The sequence below is a fragment of the Streptomyces sp. NPDC059373 genome, from assembly GCF_042751495.1.
Classification (GTDB): Bacteria; Actinomycetota; Actinomycetes; order Streptomycetales; family Streptomycetaceae; genus Actinacidiphila.
The window spans coordinates 176,014-197,811 of sequence record NZ_JBHYXC010000003.1; the positions used below are offsets into that span (position 1 = coordinate 176,014).

Annotated in this window: 16 protein-coding genes and 1 pseudogene; 7 read left to right on the plus strand and 10 right to left on the minus strand. The window is 68.0% G+C overall.

All coding sequences use genetic code 11. The features are described from left to right. Positions 1-272: 272 nt before the first annotated feature. From ACFXJ5_RS08620 to ACFXJ5_RS08655, 8 genes and pseudogenes are all read right to left on the minus strand, one after another. Positions 273-1,142: a glycoside hydrolase family 43 protein gene (locus ACFXJ5_RS08620; protein WP_384628750.1), complete on the minus strand. Its 870-nt coding sequence runs from the start codon at positions 1,140-1,142 to the stop codon at positions 273-275. Beyond that, positions 1,142-2,155 carry a LacI family DNA-binding transcriptional regulator gene (locus ACFXJ5_RS08625; RefSeq protein WP_384628753.1) on the minus strand — a complete coding sequence of 338 codons (1,014 nt, stop codon included), beginning with the start codon at positions 2,153-2,155 and terminating at the stop codon, positions 1,142-1,144. Before ACFXJ5_RS08625 ends, ACFXJ5_RS08620 begins: the two co-directional genes overlap by 1 nt. Further along, positions 2,140-2,655, minus strand: a complete 516-nt coding sequence (locus ACFXJ5_RS08630) for a hypothetical protein (protein ID WP_384628755.1) — start codon at positions 2,653-2,655, stop codon at positions 2,140-2,142. Before ACFXJ5_RS08630 ends, ACFXJ5_RS08625 begins: the two co-directional genes overlap by 16 nt. After that, positions 2,649-2,759 carry an IS3 family transposase gene (locus tag ACFXJ5_RS08635; RefSeq protein WP_384628758.1) on the minus strand — a complete coding sequence of 37 codons (111 nt, stop codon included), beginning with the start codon at positions 2,757-2,759 and terminating at the stop codon, positions 2,649-2,651. Before ACFXJ5_RS08635 ends, ACFXJ5_RS08630 begins: the two co-directional genes overlap by 7 nt. Positions 2,760-3,024: 265 nt before the next feature. Then, positions 3,025-5,913: a SpoIIE family protein phosphatase gene (locus ACFXJ5_RS08640; protein WP_384628760.1), complete on the minus strand. Its 2,889-nt coding sequence runs from the start codon at positions 5,911-5,913 to the stop codon at positions 3,025-3,027. Between the two features lie 274 nt (positions 5,914-6,187). Further along, positions 6,188-6,358: pseudogene (locus ACFXJ5_RS08645) on the minus strand (IS3 family transposase); the annotation flags it as partial. A gap of 141 nt (positions 6,359-6,499) precedes the next feature. After that, complete coding sequence (locus tag ACFXJ5_RS08650; RefSeq protein WP_384628762.1) at positions 6,500-7,003, minus strand: hypothetical protein; 504 nt, start codon at positions 7,001-7,003, stop codon at positions 6,500-6,502. 139 nt (positions 7,004-7,142) lie between these two features. Then, the gene (locus ACFXJ5_RS08655) at positions 7,143-9,359 is read right to left on the minus strand and encodes an MMPL family transporter (RefSeq protein WP_384628764.1); all 2,217 of its coding nucleotides are present in this window, start codon (positions 9,357-9,359) and stop codon (positions 7,143-7,145) included. Positions 9,360-9,667: 308 nt separating this feature from the next. Here ACFXJ5_RS08655 and ACFXJ5_RS08660 point away from each other — a divergent pair, with 308 nt between their 5' ends. Together ACFXJ5_RS08660 and ACFXJ5_RS08665 are read left to right on the plus strand one after the other, a co-directional pair. After that, positions 9,668-10,390 carry a response regulator transcription factor gene (locus ACFXJ5_RS08660; RefSeq protein WP_384629558.1) on the plus strand — a complete coding sequence of 241 codons (723 nt, stop codon included), beginning with the start codon at positions 9,668-9,670 and terminating at the stop codon, positions 10,388-10,390. Between the two features lie 95 nt (positions 10,391-10,485). After that, a complete protein-coding gene (locus ACFXJ5_RS08665) occupies positions 10,486-11,844 on the plus strand; it encodes a sensor histidine kinase (protein WP_384628766.1) in 1,359 nt (452 codons plus the stop codon). A gap of 551 nt (positions 11,845-12,395) precedes the next feature. Here ACFXJ5_RS08665 and ACFXJ5_RS08670 read toward each other — a convergent pair. Continuing rightward, the gene (locus tag ACFXJ5_RS08670; RefSeq protein WP_384628768.1) at positions 12,396-14,003 is read right to left on the minus strand and encodes a M61 family metallopeptidase; all 1,608 of its coding nucleotides are present in this window, start codon (positions 14,001-14,003) and stop codon (positions 12,396-12,398) included. A 288-nt stretch (positions 14,004-14,291) separates the two neighbouring features. Here ACFXJ5_RS08670 and ACFXJ5_RS08675 point away from each other — a divergent pair, with 288 nt between their 5' ends. The 4 genes from ACFXJ5_RS08675 (at position 14,292) to ACFXJ5_RS08690 (ending at position 19,703) form a co-directional block, all read left to right on the plus strand. Further along, complete coding sequence (locus ACFXJ5_RS08675; RefSeq protein ID WP_384628770.1) at positions 14,292-15,932, plus strand: ABC transporter substrate-binding protein; 1,641 nt, start codon at positions 14,292-14,294, stop codon at positions 15,930-15,932. A gap of 68 nt (positions 15,933-16,000) precedes the next feature. Beyond that, the gene (locus ACFXJ5_RS08680; protein WP_384628772.1) at positions 16,001-16,966 is read left to right on the plus strand and encodes an ABC transporter permease; all 966 of its coding nucleotides are present in this window, start codon (positions 16,001-16,003) and stop codon (positions 16,964-16,966) included. Next, entirely contained in the window at positions 16,966-17,853 is an 888-nt protein-coding gene (locus ACFXJ5_RS08685; RefSeq protein ID WP_384628775.1) for an ABC transporter permease, read from the plus strand. The genes ACFXJ5_RS08680 and ACFXJ5_RS08685 overlap by 1 nt, the downstream gene beginning before the upstream one ends. Further along, the gene (locus ACFXJ5_RS08690; protein ID WP_384628778.1) at positions 17,850-19,703 is read left to right on the plus strand and encodes a dipeptide ABC transporter ATP-binding protein; all 1,854 of its coding nucleotides are present in this window, start codon (positions 17,850-17,852) and stop codon (positions 19,701-19,703) included. Before ACFXJ5_RS08685 ends, ACFXJ5_RS08690 begins: the two co-directional genes overlap by 4 nt. 32 nt (positions 19,704-19,735) lie before the next feature. Here ACFXJ5_RS08690 and ACFXJ5_RS08695 read toward each other — a convergent pair whose 3' ends face one another. After that, positions 19,736-20,461: a transcriptional regulator gene (locus tag ACFXJ5_RS08695; protein ID WP_384628781.1), complete on the minus strand. Its 726-nt coding sequence runs from the start codon at positions 20,459-20,461 to the stop codon at positions 19,736-19,738. A 215-nt stretch (positions 20,462-20,676) separates the two neighbouring features. Here ACFXJ5_RS08695 and ACFXJ5_RS08700 point away from each other — a divergent pair, with 215 nt between their 5' ends. Further along, positions 20,677-21,780 carry an aminotransferase class V-fold PLP-dependent enzyme gene (locus ACFXJ5_RS08700; protein WP_384628783.1) on the plus strand — a complete coding sequence of 368 codons (1,104 nt, stop codon included), beginning with the start codon at positions 20,677-20,679 and terminating at the stop codon, positions 21,778-21,780. Positions 21,781-21,798: the final 18 nt, after the last annotated feature.

Genomic DNA, 21,798 nt, shown 5'->3' on the forward strand with positions numbered 1-21,798 from the left:
GACCGACCGCCCTGTGTGGGGATGCTGGTGGGCGCGCAGGCTGTGAGGCGCGCATGCAGAGGTGACTCAGGCGCCGGGGACCGCCGGATGAGGCGGGCCTGGCGGTGGGAGGCCGACCGACTTATGTCCTCGGGCGGCGGCGTGCTGATTCAGGCGGGCCCGCTGCCGGACCGGCTGTTACGCGTTCATGTGCGGGCGGAACTGTCGTGTTTCGTCTTTCGTCGTGGCTAATCGGTTCCCGGGGCCGTGCGGAGCCGTTATGAGGGGGCTGTTCATACGCCCGCCCCGTCGAGCGCCGCCGCGTGCTCCCCGGGCACGGTCAGCACGGATGCGTGCCGAATGCCCGGCGGCAGGGAGATCTCCGAACGCGTCCACCGCACCCCGTCCGGGCTGGAGGCGGCGCCGTACCGGCCCTCCAGGTAGTGGTCGAAGAGCAGCACCCACTCCTCGCCCCGGCGGAAGAAGGCGGGCCCTTCCACCGGCGCCGGGCTGACCGGCCCGCTCGGCTGGGCGAAGCCCGTGCCCGGCCGCGAGAACGTGGTGACCAGGATGTACTTGTGGTCCGTGGACGGATCGTTGGTGCCGCGCTCGTCCTTGAAGGCCATCACGAACCGGCCGTCGTGGTGGGTGACGGTCGCGTCGATCACCGAATACCCCGGGTCGAAGAACAGCTCGGCCGGCGAGTAGCTGACGAAGTCGCTGGTCGTGCAGTGCCAGATCCGATGGTCCTGACCGACGTTCGCGAAGTCGCGTCCCTCGGCCGTGCTGCCGGCTCCCTCGACCACCGACGACCAGATCAGGTGGTAGAGCCCGGTGGCCGGGTCCAGGAAGAACTCCGGGGCCCAGGCGTTGTGCGCGCCGTCGATCCCGGCCATGACCGGCAGCAGCTCCTGCTCCGACCAGGTCAGCAGGTCGGCGGAGGTCGCGTGGACGATGCTGGGACTGGTCCAGCCGTCGGTGGCCAGCAGATGGAACAGCCCGTCGGGTCCGATGCCCAGGAAGGGGTCACGGAGCCTGCCCGTGCCGACCGTTCCCCGCAGGAGCGGGCGGCCTTCGTTGACGGCGCTGAACTCCTGGCCGTCGTGGCTGACCGCCAGATGGAGTGCCTCGTCGGCATCCGTGAAGTACGAGACCACATACATCAGCCACGCTCGGGCGGTGCGGTGGTGCCACGGACGATGAGTGAGGTCGGCATCTGCATGTGCTCCATCAGGGGTGCGTTGCCATCGATGATCGACATGAGCGCGCGGACCGCGGTCTGCCCCATGTCGTGCAGCGGCTGGCGGACGGTCGTGACTCCGGGATACGACTGCGCTGCCTGGGGGAGGTCGTCGAAGCCGACGACCGACAACTGCTCGGGGACGCTTGAACCGTGCTTGCGCGCGGCATCGACCGCCCCGAAGGCGATGAGGTCGGCGCCTGTCATGATCGCGGTCGGGCGATGTTCCTCGATGATGCGGGACGCGGTACGGAAGCCTGAGACGTAGCTGAAGTCGCAGTAGGCGACCATGTCCTCGTCCACGGGGAGGCCGGCGAGCCGCATCGCGTCACGGAAGCCCTCGTACCGGATGGTGGAGCTCTCCAGGTCGAGGTTGCCGCCGATGTAGGCGATCCGCCGGTGCCCCAGGTCGATGAGGTGCTGGGCCGCGCTGCGCGTGCCCTGGTAGTTGTCGACGGTGATCCTCGGCAGATCGACGTCGATGCGGCGCGGGTCGATGACGACGGTCGGGATCTTGCGCTGGCGCAGCAGGGAGATCGTCTGGTCCTCCAGCACCGGCGCGATCATCAGCAGGCCGTCGACGAGCCCCCGGGTCAGGAACTCGATCCGTTCCCGTTCGCGCGAGCTGTCGTGATAGCTGGCGTTGATCAGGGCCTCGAACTCGACGCTGGCCAGTTCGTCGGCGATCCCCCGTACGATCTCCAGCCCGTACTGGATCGTGAGGTCGAGGGTCAGCACCCCGACCAGCCCCGTCCGGCCGCCCTTGAGGCCCCGGGCGGACACATTCGGTACGTATCCGAGGCGCTCGACGACCTCCATGACGCGCCGGCGGGTGTCGTCGGACGCTCCCGGCTTGCCGTTGAGCACGTTCGACACGGTCATCGCGGAGACGCCGGCCTCCTCGGCCACCTGCGCGATCGTCACGCGATGGGACACAACGCCTCCGTCATCCGATCGGTGTTCGTGGTGAACTGGCTCACATCGGGGCTAAAGTTAACGATAAAGTAGGACGCGGTCAACGGTCGATCGCAACGAATATGTAACGTCGAGTTCACCGGCCTCCGCACCGCCCCACCGCATCCGCGATCCGGAGGACGATCATGCGCTACCGCGAACTGGGCCGAAGCGGCCTGTCCCGTGTCCGAGACAGGCCACGGAGCCTGGGGCATCGGCGAGGCCGACTGGCTCGGCGGCCACGAAGATTCACGTGCGACTCCCGGCAGGGGCGGATCCATCCGCGGGGCCGCTTGTCGAGTTGCCACATAGGTGATGTCGCCGCACCAGCGCACCCGCGGCGCGGTGAAATCCCGCTCCAGCAGATCCGGGGCCTTCGGCGCCGGGGCATCCTGCACCGTGATCCGCTTCGCCTTACGCAGGTGCCGGCCCGAAATCCCGGCAGCCCGCATCAACCGCGCGACCCGCTTGTGATTCACCACGACCCGGTCTCCCGCAGCTCACGGGTGATCCGCGGCACCCCGTAGGCGTCCTTCACGGCCCCGTGAATACCCCGGATCCGCTCGGTCAGCTCCGCCTCTGCCACGGCCCGATCCCGGCGGGCCGGCTCCGTGACACGCCAGCGATAGAAGCCCGGTTGGTCACGGCAGTTCCGCAGGCACGTGGCCTGGACGGCACCGCAGAGTCGATCCCCCTGTCCGACGCGTCCACGGACGCCGTCCTGGTGGCCGAGGCCTGGCACTGGGTCGACTCGCAGCGGGCCATCCCCGAGGTCGCCGCAGCGCCGCAGCGAGCCCCGAACCTCCTTCGCGGTTTCCGCGGGCTGCCGCGGAGCGGGTGGACGGGACGCCTCACATCGCTTGGTCGAGGACGGCAAGAAAGGCGTCCGGCGATTCGGGGCCGGTCAGGGCCTGCTCCGTCCAGATGCACTTGCCCGTCGCCGTGTACCGGGTGCCCCACCGCTGGGACAGCGCGGCGACCAGTTGCAGACCCCGGCCGCCCTCGTCCGTCTCGGACGCCCGGCGGATCCGGGGCGTGGTGAGGCTGCCGTCGGAGACCTCGCAGACCAGCGTGCGGCTGCATAGCAGGCGGAGCAGCATCGGGCCCCTGGCATAGCGCACCGCGTTGCCCACCAATTCGCTGACCAGTAGTTCCGTGGTCATCGCCAGCTCGTCCAAGTGCCACGTGGAGAGCTGTTCACGGGCCAGTCTGCGCGCCTGGCCCGCTGCCTGCGGCTCCATCGGCAGCGGCCATACGGCGATCGCTTTGGGCGGCAGCCCATGCACGCGGACGGCCAGCAGGGCCGCGTCGTCGGCGGACTGCTGCTGGTCGGTGAGGAGGCCCGAGATGAGCTTTTCGCAGAGGATGTCGAGGTCGCCGCTGCGGTCCTCGGCGAGCAGCCGGGCGAGATGGGCCATCCCGGCTTCGATGTCGCGGTCGACGGACTCGATGAGCCCGTCGGTGTAGAGGACGAGCAGGCTGTTCTCAGGCAGCACGAGTTCGACGTTCTCGAAGGGCGGTTCGGCGGCGCCCAGCGGGGGGTTCGGAGCCGAGTCGGGGAAGTAGACGGTGCCGTCGGCACGGACGACAGCGGGCGGCGGATGACCGGCGCGGGCGAAGGCGCAACCGCGGGTGCTGGGGTCGTAGACCGCGTACAGGCAGGTGGCGTACGAGTCGTCGCCGAGCCCGGAGACGATGTCGTTGAGGTGGGCGAGGATCTCCTCCGGGGGCAGGTCCAACTCGGCGAGGGTGTGTACGGCGGTGCGCAGCCGCCCCATGGTGGCCGCCTCCGAAAGCCCGTGGCCCATGACGTCGCCGATGACGAGGGCGACCCGGTCACTGGAGAGCGGGATGATGTCGTACCAGTCGCCGCCCACGTCCATGCCCTGCCCGGCGGGCAGATATCGGGCGGTGGCGGTGCAGGCGGGCAGCGAGGGCAGCGCCTGGGGCAGCAGGGCGTGCTGAAGCTCCTGCGCGCGGGTGTGCTCCGCGTCGAAGAGCCGGGCCCGTTCCAGCGCCTGGGCGACGAAGCCGCTGATCGCGACCAGCAGCGTGCGTTCCCCCCCGGTGAGGCGGCGCGGCCGGTCGAAGGAGATCACGCACACCCCGATCGGATGGTCCGAGGCGACCAGCGGCAGGAACGCCCACGCCTTCTTGCCCCCCGCCCCTGGATGGTCGGCCAGCTCCGGGTAGCGCGCGACGTACTCCTCGGGAGAGGAGACGAACTGCGGGGCGCGGGAGGCCAGGGCGTCCGCGACCGGGTTGTGCCCGGACACGGGAAGGCCCGCGATCCGGTCGAGGAAGTCCTGGTGATAGCCGACGCTGCCGACGACGTGCATCCGGTTGCCCTCGATGACCTGCACGACCAGCCCGACCGCGCCGAACGGCGGCAGTACGTGCCGGGCCACGGCGTCCGCCACGTCCGCGGAGCCGGTCGCGCTGGCGAGCGCCGCGGTCAGCTCCGCGATGCGGGCGGCCCGCTCGGCGTCGGCGCGTACGGCCGCCTCGCGCTCGGCCTCCCGCATCCGCTTGTCGTGGATGTCGGTGAAGTAGAAGGCCAGCCCATCGGGGAACGGGATCAGCCGCAGGTGGTACCAGCGCCCGGTTCCGGGTGCCCGGATGTCCAGTTCGGTGGGCGTGGACAGGGCGACGGTCTCCTGGCACAGGGCCCGCAGGTCGGGAATGCCGAACTCGGCGGCGAGGTCCCACACCGGGCGGCCGACCAGCTCCTGGCCGCGGCCGAGGACCCGCGCCGCCTCCATGTTGAGGAAGGTGACCCGCCACTCGTGGTCCAGCGCGAGAAAGCCGTCGCTCATGTGCCGCAGGGCGCGGCCGATCGCGTCACGGGCGCTGCGGGACTCCGTGCTGTCCCAGATCGTACCGATCACGCTGAGCGGCTGGTCGTTCTCGTCCCAGTTCACCCGGCCGCGTGACTGGATCCAGCCGGTGGTGCCGTCCGGGCGATTCACCCGGTATTCCGCACCGATCATGCTCCGGTCGCGGAGCGCCTTCTCGGCCGCGACGATCAGCAAGGACAGGTCGTCGGGGTGGACGGTGTTCCTCCACGTCTCGGTCCGCCCGTCGAACGTCTGCGGATCGATACCCAGTGCAGTCATCGCCGCCTCGTCCAACAGCAACTCGCCGGTGACGATGTTCCACTCAAAGGAACCGACGTGTACGGCCTTGGGCGCCTGCCGCAGGCCGCCCTCGGAAGGGCCCGCGGGAGACGCCTGCTCCTGTGGCGGCGGAGGGCCGGGCGGGAGTGGGCGGCGCAACCGCTCGGCGGCCCAGGCCGCGACGGCTTCCAGGAACGCCCACTGCTCGGGGCCCGGCTCGCTGGTGGCGTCGGCCAGGACGGTGAGCGATCCTATGAGGCCGTCCGGGCCGGACACCGGGACGGCCGCTGCGCCGGGAAGACCAAGGGCCGCCGAAGGCCCGGGGGCGGACTCGCCGGGCAGCGGTGGCGCGGGCACCCAGACCCGGCCTTCTTCGCGCGTGGCACGGGCACCGGGCGAGTCCCCCCGGTCGTCGAGGGACACCCAAGGTCCGGTCATCGCCCCGGGCAGCCCGCTGCTCGCGACCAGGCGCAGGTTGTGCTCACGCCCATGCCCGAACTCATGCACATGCACCATGCCGCCCACTCCGCCGAACTCGGCCACGGTCTGTTCCAACGCGAGACGCAGGGCTTCGATGACCTCTGTGTCGTCGCCTATTGCGCTGAGTATGAGCCGCCGGTCCATGTCCCTAATGTATATAATGTCCATGCCCGTGACGAAGTTTGTTCCGGTGATCAGCCCGGCGCTGATGCGTATCGCCCCATGCGTGAGCGTCCGGCGGTATGGCGAGACAGAAGGCTGGGGGAGTGAAACGGCAACCCGCACCGATGACAGCGCCGACCGCATCACCGGACGGCGCGTCGACGCCGGCCGGGGTGCCGCCCCCGCCGAGCCATAGCGGCAGCTTGTCCTGCGGGGGGCGGGACGGGCAGGTCGTCCGGAGCTCAGCCCGCTTGTGTTGCTGTTCGAACTCCATCGGTGAGAGGTAGGCCGGCGCGCTGTGGCGCCTGCGGGCGTTGTAGTAGGTGATCCACCGGAATATCTCCAGCCGTGCCTGACTCATCGTCACAAACAGCTTGTTGTGCATCCTGGCCACACCTCTGCAGCGCCGCTGCAGAAATGGCCGCACCTCGGCCTCACATCGCCGTCCGCGGGCTCGCCGAGCGCTTCAACCCCCGCCGGGGAAAGTCACCGAAAGCAAAAGCCCCAGGTCACGGCGAGTGAGTCCTGAGGCTTCCACAGAGCCGCCTTCGGGATTCGAACCCGAGACCTACGCATTACGAGCTCGCAAGATCGTTCCCCTGGGCTTACCTGACTGTCCCCATTTTCTTCGTTCTAGCAGGTCAGAAGGCATGCAATCCCCCGGGGCTTCGTGATCATTCACGGGGTTTCCCTCTCCTTCCGGCCCCAGATTGGCCTCAGGAAGGCCCCGCGCGCCGCCCATGCCGCCCTGCAGGACCGAGGCGACCGCGTCGACGCCGGCGGCGACCACTTCCAGACGGTCGGCGCCGTCCCGGCTGAACACGTCGGCAAAGCCCAGCTCGTACGCCCCGGTGGTCGTGGGGTCCACGTCGTCGTCGCAGTACAGGAATGCGGCGGCCAGCTTGTCGGGGTCCACGGTGCCGTCGTCGCCGGCAGCCCAGTCCAGGACCCTGGTGCGGGCCTTGCCGCCGTCCCACGGGGCGTCAGGGTCCTCGCGCACAGGAAGTTCCAGGTCGCCGCACAGAGCGGCGGACACCTCACCCTCGGGCAGCGTGGAAGGGCCGACGTACAAGTGAAATTCCCCGGGGAACTTCAGTGTTTCGGAACGTGAGGGGGTCCGCCTTGTCCGGAGGACCCCCTTACAGGGCACCTGGTCGTGCTGTCCGTCCCCACGCCAGCCGACCAAATGGGCATGGCTGCCGGCAGTGGAACTACCTGACCGACTCCCCCAAGGTGGCGCTTTGACCGCCGGGCTGCTGGGTGCCGTGCGAGTGAGCCGCCGCGAACCCGCGGGTGAGGCGTTCACCCTCCACATCGACATCCGGCAGGATCCGCCGCAGGAAGCGGGGCATCCACCAGGCGCCGTCTCCGAGCAACGCCATCACCGCCGGCACCATCGTCATACGGATCACGAAAGCGTCGAAGAGAACGCCGGCGGCGAGCCCCAGGCCGATACCCGTTGTGCTGCCGGACCCGGCGACAGCAGCACCCGAGAAGACACTCACCATGATCAGTGCAGCGGCGGTGACTACTTTCGAGCCCTTGGCGAACCCGTGCTGCATCGCTTCGGCAGCGGGCCGGCCGTGCGTGTACTCCTCACGCATCCTGGATACGAGGAAGATCTCGTAGTCCATGGCGAGGCCGAACAACACCCCGACCAGCAGGATCGGCACAAAGCTGATTACCGGACCGGTCGTCTCTGTGCCCAGCAGGCTCGCCAGCCAGCCCCACTGGAAGATGCCGACCACGAAGCCGAGCGTCGCGGCCATCGACAGCAGGAAGCCGACTGCGGCCTTCAGCGGTATCGCGATGGAGCGGAACACGATCGCGAGCAGCAGCACTGCCAGCCCCAGCACGATCGCGCAGTACACCGGCAGCGCGCCGGACAGCTTGTCGGAGACGTCGATGTTGACAGCGGTCGTACCAGTCACGCCGATCTTGGTGTTCGTGGCCTGCGCGACAGATCCACTCGCCTGGCGGATGTCGGACAGCAGTTTCTTGGTGCGCGAGTCATCCGGTCCGCTGCCAGGCGTCACGGTGACCACGGCCGCGTCCTTGGCGCCATCAGGCTGAGGAGCGCTCACCGAGCCCACGTCTCCGAGCGCGCGGATCTTCGTCGTCAGCTGTTCGGCCGCAGGCACGGCGGTGCCGGCCGAGCCCTCGACCAGGACGACCAGTGTGCTGCTGTGCCCAGGACCGAAACCTTCGTCGATCAGCCGCTGGGCGCGCAGTGCCTCACCCTGCAACTGTGTGAGCCCCAACTGCAAAGAGGCAGCGGGCACGGCGAGAGCCCCGAGACCGGCCAGCGACAGCAACAGAACCGGGACGCGCAGCCGGGTCGCCACACGGGCCCAGCGCATGCCCAGGGTCGTGGGCCCAGCGCGCCGCTTGGAGGAGGGCCTGAGGAACGGTCGGCTGCTGGCGATTCTGTGGCCCAGCAGACCGAGTACCGCGGGCACGAGGGTCAGGGCGACGAGAACGGCGATGAGCACGGTCGCTGCTGCCGCCAGGCCCATCACGGTCAGGAACGGGATATCCACGACGGCGAGTGCTGCCAGCGCCACCACCACCGTCGCGCCTGCGAACACGACAGCGCTGCCAGCTGTGCCGACGGCCAGTCCAGCCGAGTCTGCCGGATCCATGCCGCTCCTGACCTGCTCCTGGTGGCGGCTCATGATGAACAGGGCGTAGTCCATGCCCACGGCCAGGCCGAGCATCGACGCCAGCGTCATCGAAGTGCTCTGCAAGGTGACGAAGTGCGATGCTGTGAGGAGCAGCAGCAGCCCCAGGCCCACAGTCACCATGGCTGTGACGAAAGGGATCACTGCCGCGCGCAGGGAGCGGAACACCAGGACGAGGATGAGTAGGGTCGCCAGGATGCCGATGGTCTGTCCTGCCGGGTGTTCTCCGGGCGCCTTGGGCGCGGCAGGGCCACCCAGTTCTGTCGTCACGCCCTCCTCGCGTGCGTGGTCGGCTATCTCCTCCAGCGCGGTACGGGTTGCCTTACTCACCTCGGCGTTGGATGTGGCCTTGAACCGGATGGATATCACGCCGATCGTGCCATCAGCGGAGACGCTTCCACCGCTTGTCGACGGCGCTGTCACCGTAGCCACGCCCTCGACGTCCTGGGCCTTCCCGGCCATGTCGTCAACCACCTGGTGGACCGGCGCGGTGGTAACGGTCTTACCCTTCGGGGCCTGAACGACGATGGTCCCGGTTGCATGCTGGCGGCTCGCCGGGAATCGTTCGGCCACAGCGTCCAGCGTCCGCTGAGCCTCGGTCCCGGGGATGGTCACGGTCGACTCAAACGGTTTGGCGAGAGCCAGACCTGTTCCGGCAGCGGTGATCAGCATCACCAGCCACGCGCCGATCACGACCCACCGGCGCCGGTAGGAGAACCTACCGACCCTGAAAAGGAATGTGGACATGACAGATCTCCGGAGATATTCGGCGGGAGGATGGCCACGTATCGACGTGCCCTCGCGCTGGTTCGCAATCTGGCACCGTTGGAGAGCCCCACGGTGTTCGGCGGTTTCCGTTCCGCTGTGCTGTCCACGCTAGGGACCGGCAGCCGGCAACCAGCCCGATCGGGGCTCCGGAGCCCTTTCTTCACACGCAACTCCCATGGAAGACCGCCGCCGAGACCCAGAAGATGATCTGTATGCACAGGTCACGCCCACCTGCTCACCTCGCACCGGCGAGGAATCGCATGCTCAAGCAAGAGGAAGGCAGCCCCATGGCCGCTGAGGCACCGGACACGCAGGGCGCAAAGGCCGCCCGTGGACGGATCCTCGTCGTCGAGGACGAACCGGCGATCCTTGACACCGTCGGCCGCTACCTGACGTTCGTCGGCTACGACGTCCGTACCGCAGCCACAGGGCTACAGGCGCTGACCGCCGCTCGAGACTTCCTGCCCGAGCTGATCCTGCTCGACGTGATGCTCCCCGACAGCGACGGCTTCGAAGTCCTGCGCCGTATCCGCGCCGATCAGCTCCCGGTCGCCGTGGTTTTCCTCACCGCTCGCGACACTCGCAAGGACATCGTGGCCGGTCTGGTGGCCGGTGGGGACGACTACATCACCAAGCCGTTCGGCCTGGACGAGGTCACCGCACGTATCGGCGCAGTGCTGCGTCGTACCCGCACCACGGCATCTGACACCGTGCTCGGTGTCGCAGATCTGGAATTGGACACCCGCAGCCTCGTCGTACGCCGGGCCGGGAAACCGATCGCCCTCTCCCGTACCGAGCTGAGACTGCTCCGTTATCTGATGCTCCATCATGATCGCGTTCTCACTCGTGCCCAGCTGCTTGAGCATGTCTGGTCGTACGACTTCGCAGGTGACGACAGCGTGGTGGCCACGTACATCAGCTATCTGCGGCGCAAAGTGGACGACCGAGAACCCCAGCTCATCCACACTCAGCGGGGGATCGGGTACTGCCTTCGGACACCAACGTCATGAGGGGCGCAAGGCGACGTTCACTCCACCGCTTCCCTGCCCGTGTATGGACTCGGTGGCGTGGACTGTCACTCCGCACGCGTATCACCCTGCTGCTGATGGCCCTCTTCTCGGTCACACTGTCCGCGGCCGGCACGCTCATCACATCCACCGTCACCCAGGTCGTCCAGCACCAGACGGACGCAGAACTCCGCAACAACATGGCCAGCCTGCGCCTGCTGCACTCGCGACATCCCGAGCTGTTCAACGCGTTCATCGCCGACAGCTCGCGAGAAGTCAATACGAGCGGCAGCGGCTTGTACGTCGCTCTCGCAGGCGGCTCCTCGCCGCTCGAAGACGGGCCCGTGCTTCCCGACCCAATGCCGCCTGTCGGCAGCATCGTGACAGAAGGCAACGGCAGCGATCGGCCTTTTACCCACTACCGGCTCCTCGTCGACCGAGTGCCTGGCGGCCCCACGCTCGTCCTCGCGCTCGACCTCGCGAAGACCACCCAAGCAATCTCGCGGGCACGAGAGACCGTTGCTGTAATCCAGATTCTCTCCCTGGCGCTGCTGGCCCTGCTCAGCAGCTTGGTCGTACAGCGTGAGCTGAGGCCACTGGAGCGGGCGGTCGACACCGCAGACGCCATCGCGGCAGGTAGCCTGGACCGCCGACTGCGCGATGACGGCGCACCCTCGCTTGCTCCTGGCACCGAAGTGGGTCGCTTGGCCGATGCCTTGGACGACATGCTCGACAAGATCCAGGAAGCCTTCCGCGCGCGGGATGCGTCTGAGGGTCGGCTACGGCAGTTCGTGGCCGATGCCTCACACGAACTGCGCACCCCTTTGCAGTCGATCCGCGGTTACGGCGAGTTGTACCGCGCGGGAGCCCTGCCGGACAGTGAGTCCGTCGACGAGGCAATGAGTCGGATGCTGTCCGAAGTTGCCCGGATGACCAAACTCGTGGAATCTCTGCTGCTTCTGGCCCGGTTCGACCAAGCCGAAGAACCCGAATTCGAACCGGTCGACCTCAGCCGCGTGGTCATAGATTCATGCCGCGACGCCCGTGCCGTCGAACCCGACCGCCCGCTCGACGAGCACGCCGCACAGGGACTGACGGTTTTCGGTGACGAGGCTCAACTGCACAGGCTGGTGGCCAACCTTCTGGGAAATGTCCGCATGCACACACCGGTCACAGCGGCCTGTACCGTCGTGTTGGAGGACTTCGGAGGCGAGGCTGTCCTGCGCGTCATCGACCACGGACCGGGCATTCCGGCTGCCGCGCTCCCCCACGTCTTCGACCGCTTCTACCGCGCCGACCGAAGTCGCGCCCGGGCGACAGGCGGCACCGGACTTGGCCTGGCGCTGACAGCGGCCATCGTGGAGACCCATGGCGGCCGTGTGTCACTGGACTCCCCTCCCGGCGGCGGGACACACGTCGAAGTCCGGATTCCGAAGCTGCGGAACACCTCGCGGTGAGGATGCGGTACTCCACCGCCGTTCTGTCGGTGGCCGTCGTCAGGCGGGAACGAGAACGGTGAACACAGGGGCCTCGCACCGGATTCCCCGAACAGCCTCGGGTTCGTACGCAGCCGCAGGCCAGGCGCTACTCCCGCGGCCACCCTGTGACCGCCCGCTCCACATACCTTGGTGCCCGCCAGGCATGTACAGCTCCAACACGTGTGCCCTTCTCGCTGCGGATGAGGGCACCTTCCTTGCGTCCGGCGGCCAGGAGGTCGCGGTGGCGGCCGGTGGGGACAAGTTGTGCGGCGGCTGAGAACAGGCGGAAGCGAAGCCTCTTCGGTTCCCAGCGGCGGGTCTTGCCGGTCAGGGCGACACCGGCCACATCAACAGCTGGAAGCTGACGTTCCTGTAGACCGCCCTTGAACACACGGCGCCGAGAGGGTGCCGCCCCCCGGGGGCCGACTCCCCGGGACGGCGCCCCCTTTAGCAGCGATCGGATCGGACCTCACCGCACATCCAACCGCCACGACCAACCCGGCGGACCTACGCGGTCACAGCACAAGACGTCAGGCCGGGCGCTTCTTCCAGATGCGCCCGGTCATCCAAGCGCTGGAGGGCACATAGGAGACCTTCAGTGTGTCACCGGCTCGCCGCAAGGTGAGGACAATCTCCTGCACAGGGCCCTGGGCCAGTTCGTGGGGCGTGGGGCCGTCGAGAATGACGTCACCTTCGCGGATCCCCGCCGATGCGGCCACCCCTTCATTCACCAGGCCGGTGACGACTGCGCTGGTCAGGCTGGAGTAGTCGAAACCCAGATCCAGCTGGCGGATGTCCGTCTCGTCGGCAACGAAGTCCGGGCCCAGACACTGGGCGGCCGGAAGGATCCGTTGGCCGGCGAGCATGGCGTCGAAATCGGTCCGTCCTGCCGCGCCGATTTCCGCGGCCACCAGTTCGAGCCACTCCTCCATCCCCACGTCCTGCCCAGCGCGCTGCCGATCGAGCACGGTGAGAACGAGATCGTCGAGGCCGCGCGACCCGCCGCTGCTGCTCCGGACCTTGTGGTTCAGGTCGATGAAGTAGAACAGGCCCCGCCCGTAGGGGACTCGCTGAGCGCGCCAGTCCTTCCAGTACTGGCGGGCCGCCTCGTCAAAGGTGAGCTGCTGGAGCGGGTTGGCGTAGTAGCCGTGTGCGCGCTTGTTGAGCTGATCGAGAAACTCGTCGTCGTCGCGGAGGCCCGTGCGGTGAGGCAGCACGAGCGAGTAGTACTCAGCGGTGCCCTCGGTGTACCAGCTGATTTCGCTGTGCTCGCCCTGCAGGGTCGGCCAGTTGTGCACCGTCTCGTGGGCGAGGAGGGAGGTCAGCTCCTCAACGCTTCGACTCTGCGCCTCGCTCCATCCGAACATGAACGCCCGGGGCAGTGCCGTACCACCGCCACCGCGGAAGGGATGTTTGCGCACGAAGACCCGGTGCCCGGGGGCGGGCTCCCGGAAGAAATCACACATGTCGTCGTAGATCCGCTTGATGCGAGCACCTACCTGGGCCGTGTCGAAAGCCGGCTGCGACAGCCAGTACATGCCGAAGGACTCATCAGGCACCGATGGGTACGACCCGAGCTCACCCGCCATGTAGAACGTGTAGGTCAGTGATTCCAGGGCGGCGGTGCGGCGTACTGTCCCCTCGCCGTAGTTGCTGACGCCGCGCGTGTCCCCGGCCGGCCCGGCGAGATCCCAGCGCACCTCCGTATCGAAGTCGCCTTCGCATTCCGGGATGGCGAGGAAGCTGACGCCCGCGCCGCTGACACCTGCCCCTTCGGCCCGCAGGTCGAACAGCGGGCCGTTGGTGTGGGCGGCGTCCACGACGCGAACCGGGGCGAAGTACTCGACGCGGATCTCGCCCTGGGTGGCGCGTCCCAGCTGCCATCGCCGATAGGTCCAGGACGGGGTCGGCTCGTCCTGGACATGGGTGAGGGGTATGGGCCCCGCTTCGTCGTTGGCCGTCAAGTCGCCCGGAGCGACTTTGGATCCGTCGACGCCGACGATGACCACGGGCAGCCGACACAGAGTGTCGCCGGCGGCCAGGGAGAGTCCCCGCAACTGGTATCGGACGTGCACGCCGGTCGCGGCACCGTCCACGACTTGAGGGGCGAGGGTCAGGTCGATGGAGGGCAGGGGCATGAGGGATTACCTCTCCGCTTGGTGGCGTTCCACATGATGCCACCATCAATGGAGCAGTTCAATCAGTAGTTGAATATTCCTGTGATCCGGGCGCGGACTCCTCCCGGTTCCGGCTGCGAGCGGCCGTCTCCCCCTTCGTCCTCTTCTACTCATTGTCAAGTAAGTCAACTCTCCATATAGTTCCCGCTTACGTGTGCACGTCATCGGAACCGATCTCTCCGCAGCCGTCCGGCTGTCCCCCAGTGGCGGGCCGACACAGGTGCGCCCCGACAGAAGGGAATCCCTTTCATGAGAAGCACTCTGAGGCGCGTCTCCGGCCGCTACGGCGTCGCGCTGACGACGGCGGGCGTCATGCTCGCTGCCTGCACGGCGCAGGGCTCCGGCGGCGACGTCAGGCGGGGCGCGGCCAAGCCGACGACCGACGCGGCCATCCCTTCCTTCACCTTCGCCATCAGTAAAATGCCGGACACCCTGTCCGGGTTCAGTACGTACACCGACTCGAACTTCATCAGCGCACTCGTGACGCAGACCCTGGAACTGACCGGTGACAACGCGGCCTTCAGTCCCAACCTCGCCACCAAGGCCGTCCAGACCGCCCCGACGCGCCTGGTCTACACCCTGCGTCCGGACGCCAAGTTCTCCGACGGCACCCCACTCACCGCACAGGACGTGGCGTGGAGCATCACCCACGCGACCGATCCCTCGCAGGCGACCAGCGCCAACCTGGCCAGTGTGAAGAAGGCCGAAGCGACGGGAAACGGCCAGGTCACGGTCACCTTGAAGTACGCCGACCCGCTGGGGCGAGCCGCGCTGGCCCAAGTACAGGTCGTACAGGCGGCCTCCGCCAAGTCCCACCTGAAGGATCTCGGGACCCCGGGGGCCCTGCCTTTGGGCACCGGGCCCTACCGGTACAGCAGTCAGGACGACCAGAACATCGTGCTGGTCCCCAACACCCACTACCAGGGCACGGTCCCGAAGCCGAGGAAGATCACCTTCACCGTGGTCAAGGACAACTCCAGTGCCCAACTGGCCATGCGCTCCGGCGACGTCCAGGGAAAGCGACTCACGGACCTCAAGACCGCCTCGCAGTGGCAGTCCATCAGCGGCACTTCTGTGTACGCCGCAGATGACATGAGCTCCAACCTCGTCTCATTCGATACGTCCAAGGCGCCGTTCGACGACATACACGTACGCAAGGCCGTCGCGTACGCAGTGGACCGCGACGGCGTCCTGAAGGCGGCATTCGGTAACTACGCCACCCCGCTCAAGACCCTCGTGCCCGCGTCGGAGCTTGCCACCGTAGTGCCCTCCGAGGCCGAGGCCGGCAAGTTCCTCGACTCGCTGCCCACCTACAAGCTGGACTTGAAAATGGCCAAGGAGGAGCTGGTGAAGTCCAAGCACCCCCAGGGCTTCAGCATGGACCTGCCCTACAACTCCGGCTCTGTCTGGGCCAAGTTGCTGGCCATCACCCTGGAGAAGAATCTGAAGGAGATCGGCATCAAGGCGACCCCCAAGGCGGTGCCCGGCAACCAGTGGGCGGCCACGATCTTCAGCCACAAGGCCACCGGCATCCAGCTGCTCCAGGGCTTCAGCACCACGCTGGCCGACCCGTCGGCGCTACTCACCAGCTTCGTCGGCAAGGCCAACGCCATCCCCAATTCGATCAACATCGCGAACTACTCCAGCCCGGCCGTGGAGTCCGCGCTGAAGGTCATCGACCCGCCGACCGGAGCCTCGTCCACGAAGGACGAGCGGTGGAAGGCAGTGCGGCAACTGATGACGGACACCGCGAACCAGGTTCCGTACCTGCCGCTGTTCTCGGAACAACTGGCCTTTGTCCTCGCCGACGGAGTCGCCTTCACCCAGGCACCCAAGGTCTTCGACCTGGGCGACGGGAACTGGATCAACCTGCTGCGCTCCACCCGCTGACGGGCGACCGTCCCGCACCGGCCGCCTCAGCGCGGTCCCTTCCAGTCATCGTAGAACGGCAGCGGCACATGCCTATCGTGATCTTCGTCGCCCGACGCCTGGCAGCCGGCCTCGTGCTGCTGCTGGTGCTCAGTCTGCTCATCTTCGCCCTGCTCAGTGCCAGCCCGGGATCGCCGATCCAGTCATTGCTCGGTTCCCGCACACCCACCCCCGGGCTGATCGCCGAACTGACCGCGCGTTACCACCTGGACGAGCCCTTTCTCGTGCAGTACGGGGAGTGGCTCCGTGGAGTGGTCCACCTGGACTTCGGACGGTCGATCTCCATACAGACCAATGCCCCGGTGAGCAGCATCATGGCCGGCAGGTCGGTGCTCTCCGGCGAACTCGCCCTTTACGCGATGGTGTTGGTCCTTCTGGTGGGTGTCCCGATGGGCATGGCCTCGGGTCTCAAGCGGGGAACCCCGGTCGACCGCGGAGTCTCTCTGCTTGCCACCTTCGGGATCAGCGCACCGGCGGTCGTGCTCTCCATAGCCCTGCTGTACGTGTTCGGGCTGATGCTCGGGTGGTTCCCCGTCTACGGCATCGGCAGCGGCGCGGCAGGACGCCTCTCGCACCTGACGCTGCCGGCCGTCGCGCTGGCCTCATTCCTGTCCGCCATCGTGATCCGCCAGACGCGTGCGGCCACCTTGGGCGTCACGCAACAGGACTACATGACCTTCGCCCGGCTGCGCGGACTCAGCGCGCGCCGGATCCTGTTCCGCTACGCCCTGCGGAACGCGTCCCTGCCCGTGATCACCAGCGTCGGCATGCTTCTGATCGCCGCCCTGTCCGCCGCCGTCTTCGTGGAGCAGGTCTTCTCGCTCCCTGGCATCGCCTCGCTCCTGTACGAGGCCGTCATCCAGAAGGACGTCCCGCTCGTCCAGGGCTTGGCCCTGGTCACGGGCGCGTTCGTGATCCTGGTCAATATGCTCGTGGACCTGCTGGGCCTGGCCCTCGATCCGCGCACCCGCACGGCAGCACCTGGGGGTAACTGATGACTACCACCGTCGCACCGGGGACGGCAGCGCGCGCCCCCGGAAAAAGGGCACTCCGTCGTCGCGGACGGCCTCCGCTCCTGGTCCTCACCTCCTTCGTGGTGCTGGCCCTGATGTTCGTTCTGGCAGTCGCAGGCAACTGGCTCGCACCGTACGACCCCACCGAGCAGGACCTGCTCACCAACGTCACTCCGCCGAGCGGCAGCCACTGGCTGGGTACCGACCAACTCGGCCGGGACGTCCTGTCGCTGGTCATGGCCGGAGCCCGTACCGCTCTCCTGGGACCGCTGGTCGTCGCCCTGGGTACCGTGGCCGTCGGCGCGGCGATCGGCATCTGGGCGGGCTACCGGGGCGGGATCGTCGACGCCCTGGCCAACCGCTTCGCCGACCTGATGTACGCGCTCCCCGGCCTCCTGGTCATCGTCGTGGTGGTCGGCATCGTGGGCGGCGGCTACTGGCTGGCCGTGTCCGTGCTGACCGTGCTCTCGCTGCCGTCCGAGATCCGGCTGAGCCGCAGCGCCACCCAGGTGCAGGCCCGGCTCCCGTACGTCGAAGCCGCCCGCACCCTCGGCCTGTCGCAGCGCCGCATCATGTTCCGCCACCTGCTGCCCAACATCGCGCCCACCGTGGTGGCCACCCTGCTGCTCGACTTCGTCAGCGCACTGATCGGACTGTCCGGCCTGTCCTACCTCGGCCTGGGCGTGCCGGCAGGGACCCCGGACTGGGGCGCGCTGCTCCAGGACGGTCAGAACCTGCTCGCCGACAACCCGTGGATGTCCCTCGCCCCTGGGCTGATGATCGCCCTGTGCGCCACCAGCGTCACCTTGATCGGAGACTGGATGTACGACCGATTCTCAGCCGCGGAAACGGACGGTGGCGAACGGTGAACACCCTGCGGAGCGAGCTGTCCCCGACACTTCGGCGCCCCGAGCAGCCCCTGCTCCAAGTCAGTGGCCTGTACGTTCGTGCAGGCGAGCGCACCCTCGTGCGTGACGTGGAGTTGAGCGTCGAGGCGGGCCGCACCCTGGGCATCGTCGGCGAATCAGGCAGCGGCAAGAGCATGACCGTCAAAGCGCTGCTCGGCGTCCTGCCCAAGGGTGTGACCGCGGAAGGCACTGCTTCCTTCGACGGCCGGGCACTGCTGGCCCGGCCCGAGCGGGAGCTGCGCCGGCTGCGCGGCAGCCGTATCAGCATGGTCCTGCAGGACCCCTTCACCTCGCTCAATCCCCTGCAAACCATCGCCACCACGTTGCGCGAGTCGTTGCCCAAACACGTGCGCCGCAACCGCGCGCTGCTGGCCGAGGAGACCACCCGACGCCTTGCGGAAGTCGGGCTCGACACGGACAAGGTCGCCCACCGCTACCCCTTCCAGCTGTCCGGGGGCATGCAGCAGCGCGTCGCCATCGCCGCCGCGCTGTGCGGCGACCCCGAACTGCTGGTGGCCGACGAACCGACCACCGCCCTTGACACCACCACTCAGGCCGAGGTGCTCGGTCTGCTCACACGTCTTCAGCGGGACCGGGGCATGGGGCTGGTGCTGATCACCCACGACCTGCGGGTCGCGTTCTCGATGTGTGACCGGGTGATGGTCATGTACGCGGGTTCCGTCCTGGAAGACGCGCCGGCCGACGAGCTGGAACAGAAGCCACGCCACCCGTACACCCTGGGACTGCTCCTTGCCGAGCCTCCCGTCTCGCATGTCGTCGACCAGCTCGTCGCCATCCCCGGCACGGTCCCGCGGCCCGACGACGTGGGCCACGTCTGCCCGTTCTCCGCGCGCTGCGACTGGGCCGAGGAGGTCTGCACCCGAGAGCACCCGCAGCTCGTCGCCGCCGGAGCCGACCGCCGGACGGCCTGTGTCCGGGCCGACACCCTCGCCGAGGAGATCCTCGTCCGCCGAGGCACTCTCCACAGCTTCGGCGAGCGGGCGCCCGCCCTGCAGGACACTTCGGAGAAGGCGCTGCTGCGGGTCGAGGAGGTCATCAAGTCCTATCGGGTGAACTCGCTTTTCAGCAGGGGCAGTTCGTCGGTGGCTGTCGACCGGGTCTCCTTCGAGGTGCGTCCTGCCGAGTGCCTGGGTCTGGTGGGCGAGACCGGGTCGGGCAAGACGACGCTGGCCCGCTGCGTCCTGGGGCTCTCCCGTCCCGACAGCGGGCGCATCGTGTTTGGTGACACGGACATCAGCGACTACCGGCGACTGGGCAAGAGCCAACTGCGCGACATCCGCCGCCGGATCCAGGTCGTCTTCCAGGACCCCTACGCCTCCCTCAACCCGAAGATGACCATCGGGAGCACCCTGCGCGAGGCACTGGGCGTGTGCGACGAGGCGGACCCCGCCGTCGAGGTGCCGCGCCTGCTGGATCTGGTCGGACTGCCGGATTCGTACGCCGGACATCGGCCGGCCCAGCTGTCGGGCGGCCAGCGTCAGCGCGTCGCGATCGCGAGGGCGGTGGCCGTACGGCCACAGCTGCTGATCTGCGACGAGCCGGTTGCCGCGCTCGACGTGTCCGTGCAGGCACAGGTGCTGGAGGTGCTGCGGGGCATCCGCCGGGAGCAGGGCACCAGCCTGTTGTTCATCACCCACGACCTGGCTGTCGTACGACAGATGACCGACCGGGCGGTGGTGCTGCACAGCGGGGTGGTCGTGGAGAGCGGGCACACGGATCAGATTTTGGACCGGCCCGGGCAGGAGTACACCAAGCGTCTGGTCGCGTCGGTCCCGGGTGCGCAGCAGTGAGGGCCCGGCGCGCGGCGGCGACGGGCGCCGGGTCAGGGCTTTCCCGGGCCCTCCTCGGCCTGGATCTCGTTGATGTAGTTGTAGACCGTGTAGCGACTGACCTTGAGACGTTGCGCTGCGAGGTCCACGCCGTCCCGGATGGCGAAGAAGCCCCGCTTCTGCAGCTCACGTACCACATTGAGCTTGTGCGCCTTCTTCATGAGGTCCACGGGTACATCCGCTTCGGCGATCGTCGCGCGCAGCAGACCGTCTGCCAGCTGGTCCACCGACGACGGGAAGTGTTCCGCCTGGGCCGCCGGTCCGCCGACCGTCGTCTCCAGCTCGGTGGTGTGGGCCAGCGAGGCCAGGGTCTCCTGGGCCTTCAGCACACCGCTGATGTCGGTGTTGATGCACAGCGTCGCGACAGCGCGGCCGGAGCGGGCATGGAAGAAGATGCTGGAGGAGCGCAACGGAGTGCCCTCCGCTGTTTCGGTGCGATAGCCGATGAGGTGTTCCTGCCAGCCCGAGCGGAAGTGCTGCAGCCCGAGGTCCGTCGGGGGGCCTCCCACGGACCGGCCCGTGATCGAGCCGCCGATGGCCGCGATGGTCTCGGGAATGCGCGTCAGGTCGTGGAGGATCACCTCCGTTCGCGGCCGCAGCGCCGCTGCCAGGACCGGTACGACCGGCGCCAGCAAACTCACGACCTGGGCGGCGTCGGCGAGGTCGTCCTGCGAGAACTGCGGGTCACTGAAGGCGAGGCGTTGCCCTGAATCTGTCACAGGGCCAAGGCTCGCAGAGCCCCGATACCAGGTCAATTCCCAGTTGAAGTATCAGATTGGATCTGCGTGAAACGAGGAAGCGGCCGGTTGTCGTATCGCCACTTACTCGAGCTTTCTGACCAAGAATGCTTACTCTTGGTTGAACTACTCGATAGTCTGTTGAAAAACATCGAGGGGCCCTTGCCGTCGCCTCATGTCATCCTTCGAGGAGCGCCATGACTATGGTGTACGCCGCCGACCATGCCCTCGGCCGTCTCGTCGAGCGGCACTTTCCCGACCGGCCCTCCGGCTACTTCGACACGGCGTCGATCGGACTGGTCCCCGCGTCCGTCGCCCGGGAGGCAGCCGAGGCCCTCACGGCCCAGCGTCTGGGCATCGTGGGCTCCGGCGCATGGCGCGAGAGGGTCGCCATGGCCCGCCAGGAGATCGCTGCCGACTTCGGTGTACATCCCGAGGACCTGGACGTCATGGCCAGCACCGCCGAAGCGCTCACTGCCCTGGCGCTCGCGTGCGAACTGGAGGGCGACGGCGAAGTGCTGGTCCTTTCCGACGAGTACCCCACTGTGATCGACGCGTGGACGCAGAACCCCAGGGTGGGCGGCCACGTCGTCGCGGTCGCCCCGCCCGCTGACGAGGACCGCACTGGCGCCCTGCTCGCGGCGGTGGGCCCGCGCACACGGGTGATCTCGGTTTCCCATGTGCACTACGGCACCGGTACCCGCGTCGATCTGGCGGCGCTCGGCGCTGCTGCCCGCCAGGTGGGTGCGCTGCTCGTCGTGGACGGCGCCCAAGGCGCCGTTCTGTGCCCCTTCGATCCCGACGACGCCGATTTCTACATAGCGACCGGCTACAAATGGCAGCTCGCCGGTTTCGGCGGCGCTGTGGTGCTGTCGACCCCGCGCGGCCGGGGAGCGCTGCGCCGCTCGGCCGTCACCTGGAACGAGGTGCCTCCGGCGGCACGGCTGACCTCCGGCCACCTCAACCTGACCTCCTTCTATGCCCTGGGCGCCGCCGCTCGGGTCCGGCGTGAGATCGGGGCCGACGTCATCCGTGCACGCGTACGGGTATTGGTCGCTCGCCTGCACACCGAGCTCACCGCGCTCGGCCTGCCGCCCGCCGCCCGCCAGGCCGACAGCGCCGGAATCATCAGCCTCCCCGGTATCCCCGACCCCGATGCCGCGGTGCGCACGCTACGCGAGGCCGGGTTCATCGTCGCCAACCGGACAGGCCGCCTGCGCGTGTCTCCGAACTTCTACAGCAGCGACGCCGAGGTCGACGGCCTCCTGCGCGCACTCAAGCCCTACGCCACCCGTTCCTGAACTGGAAGGATGTCCCTC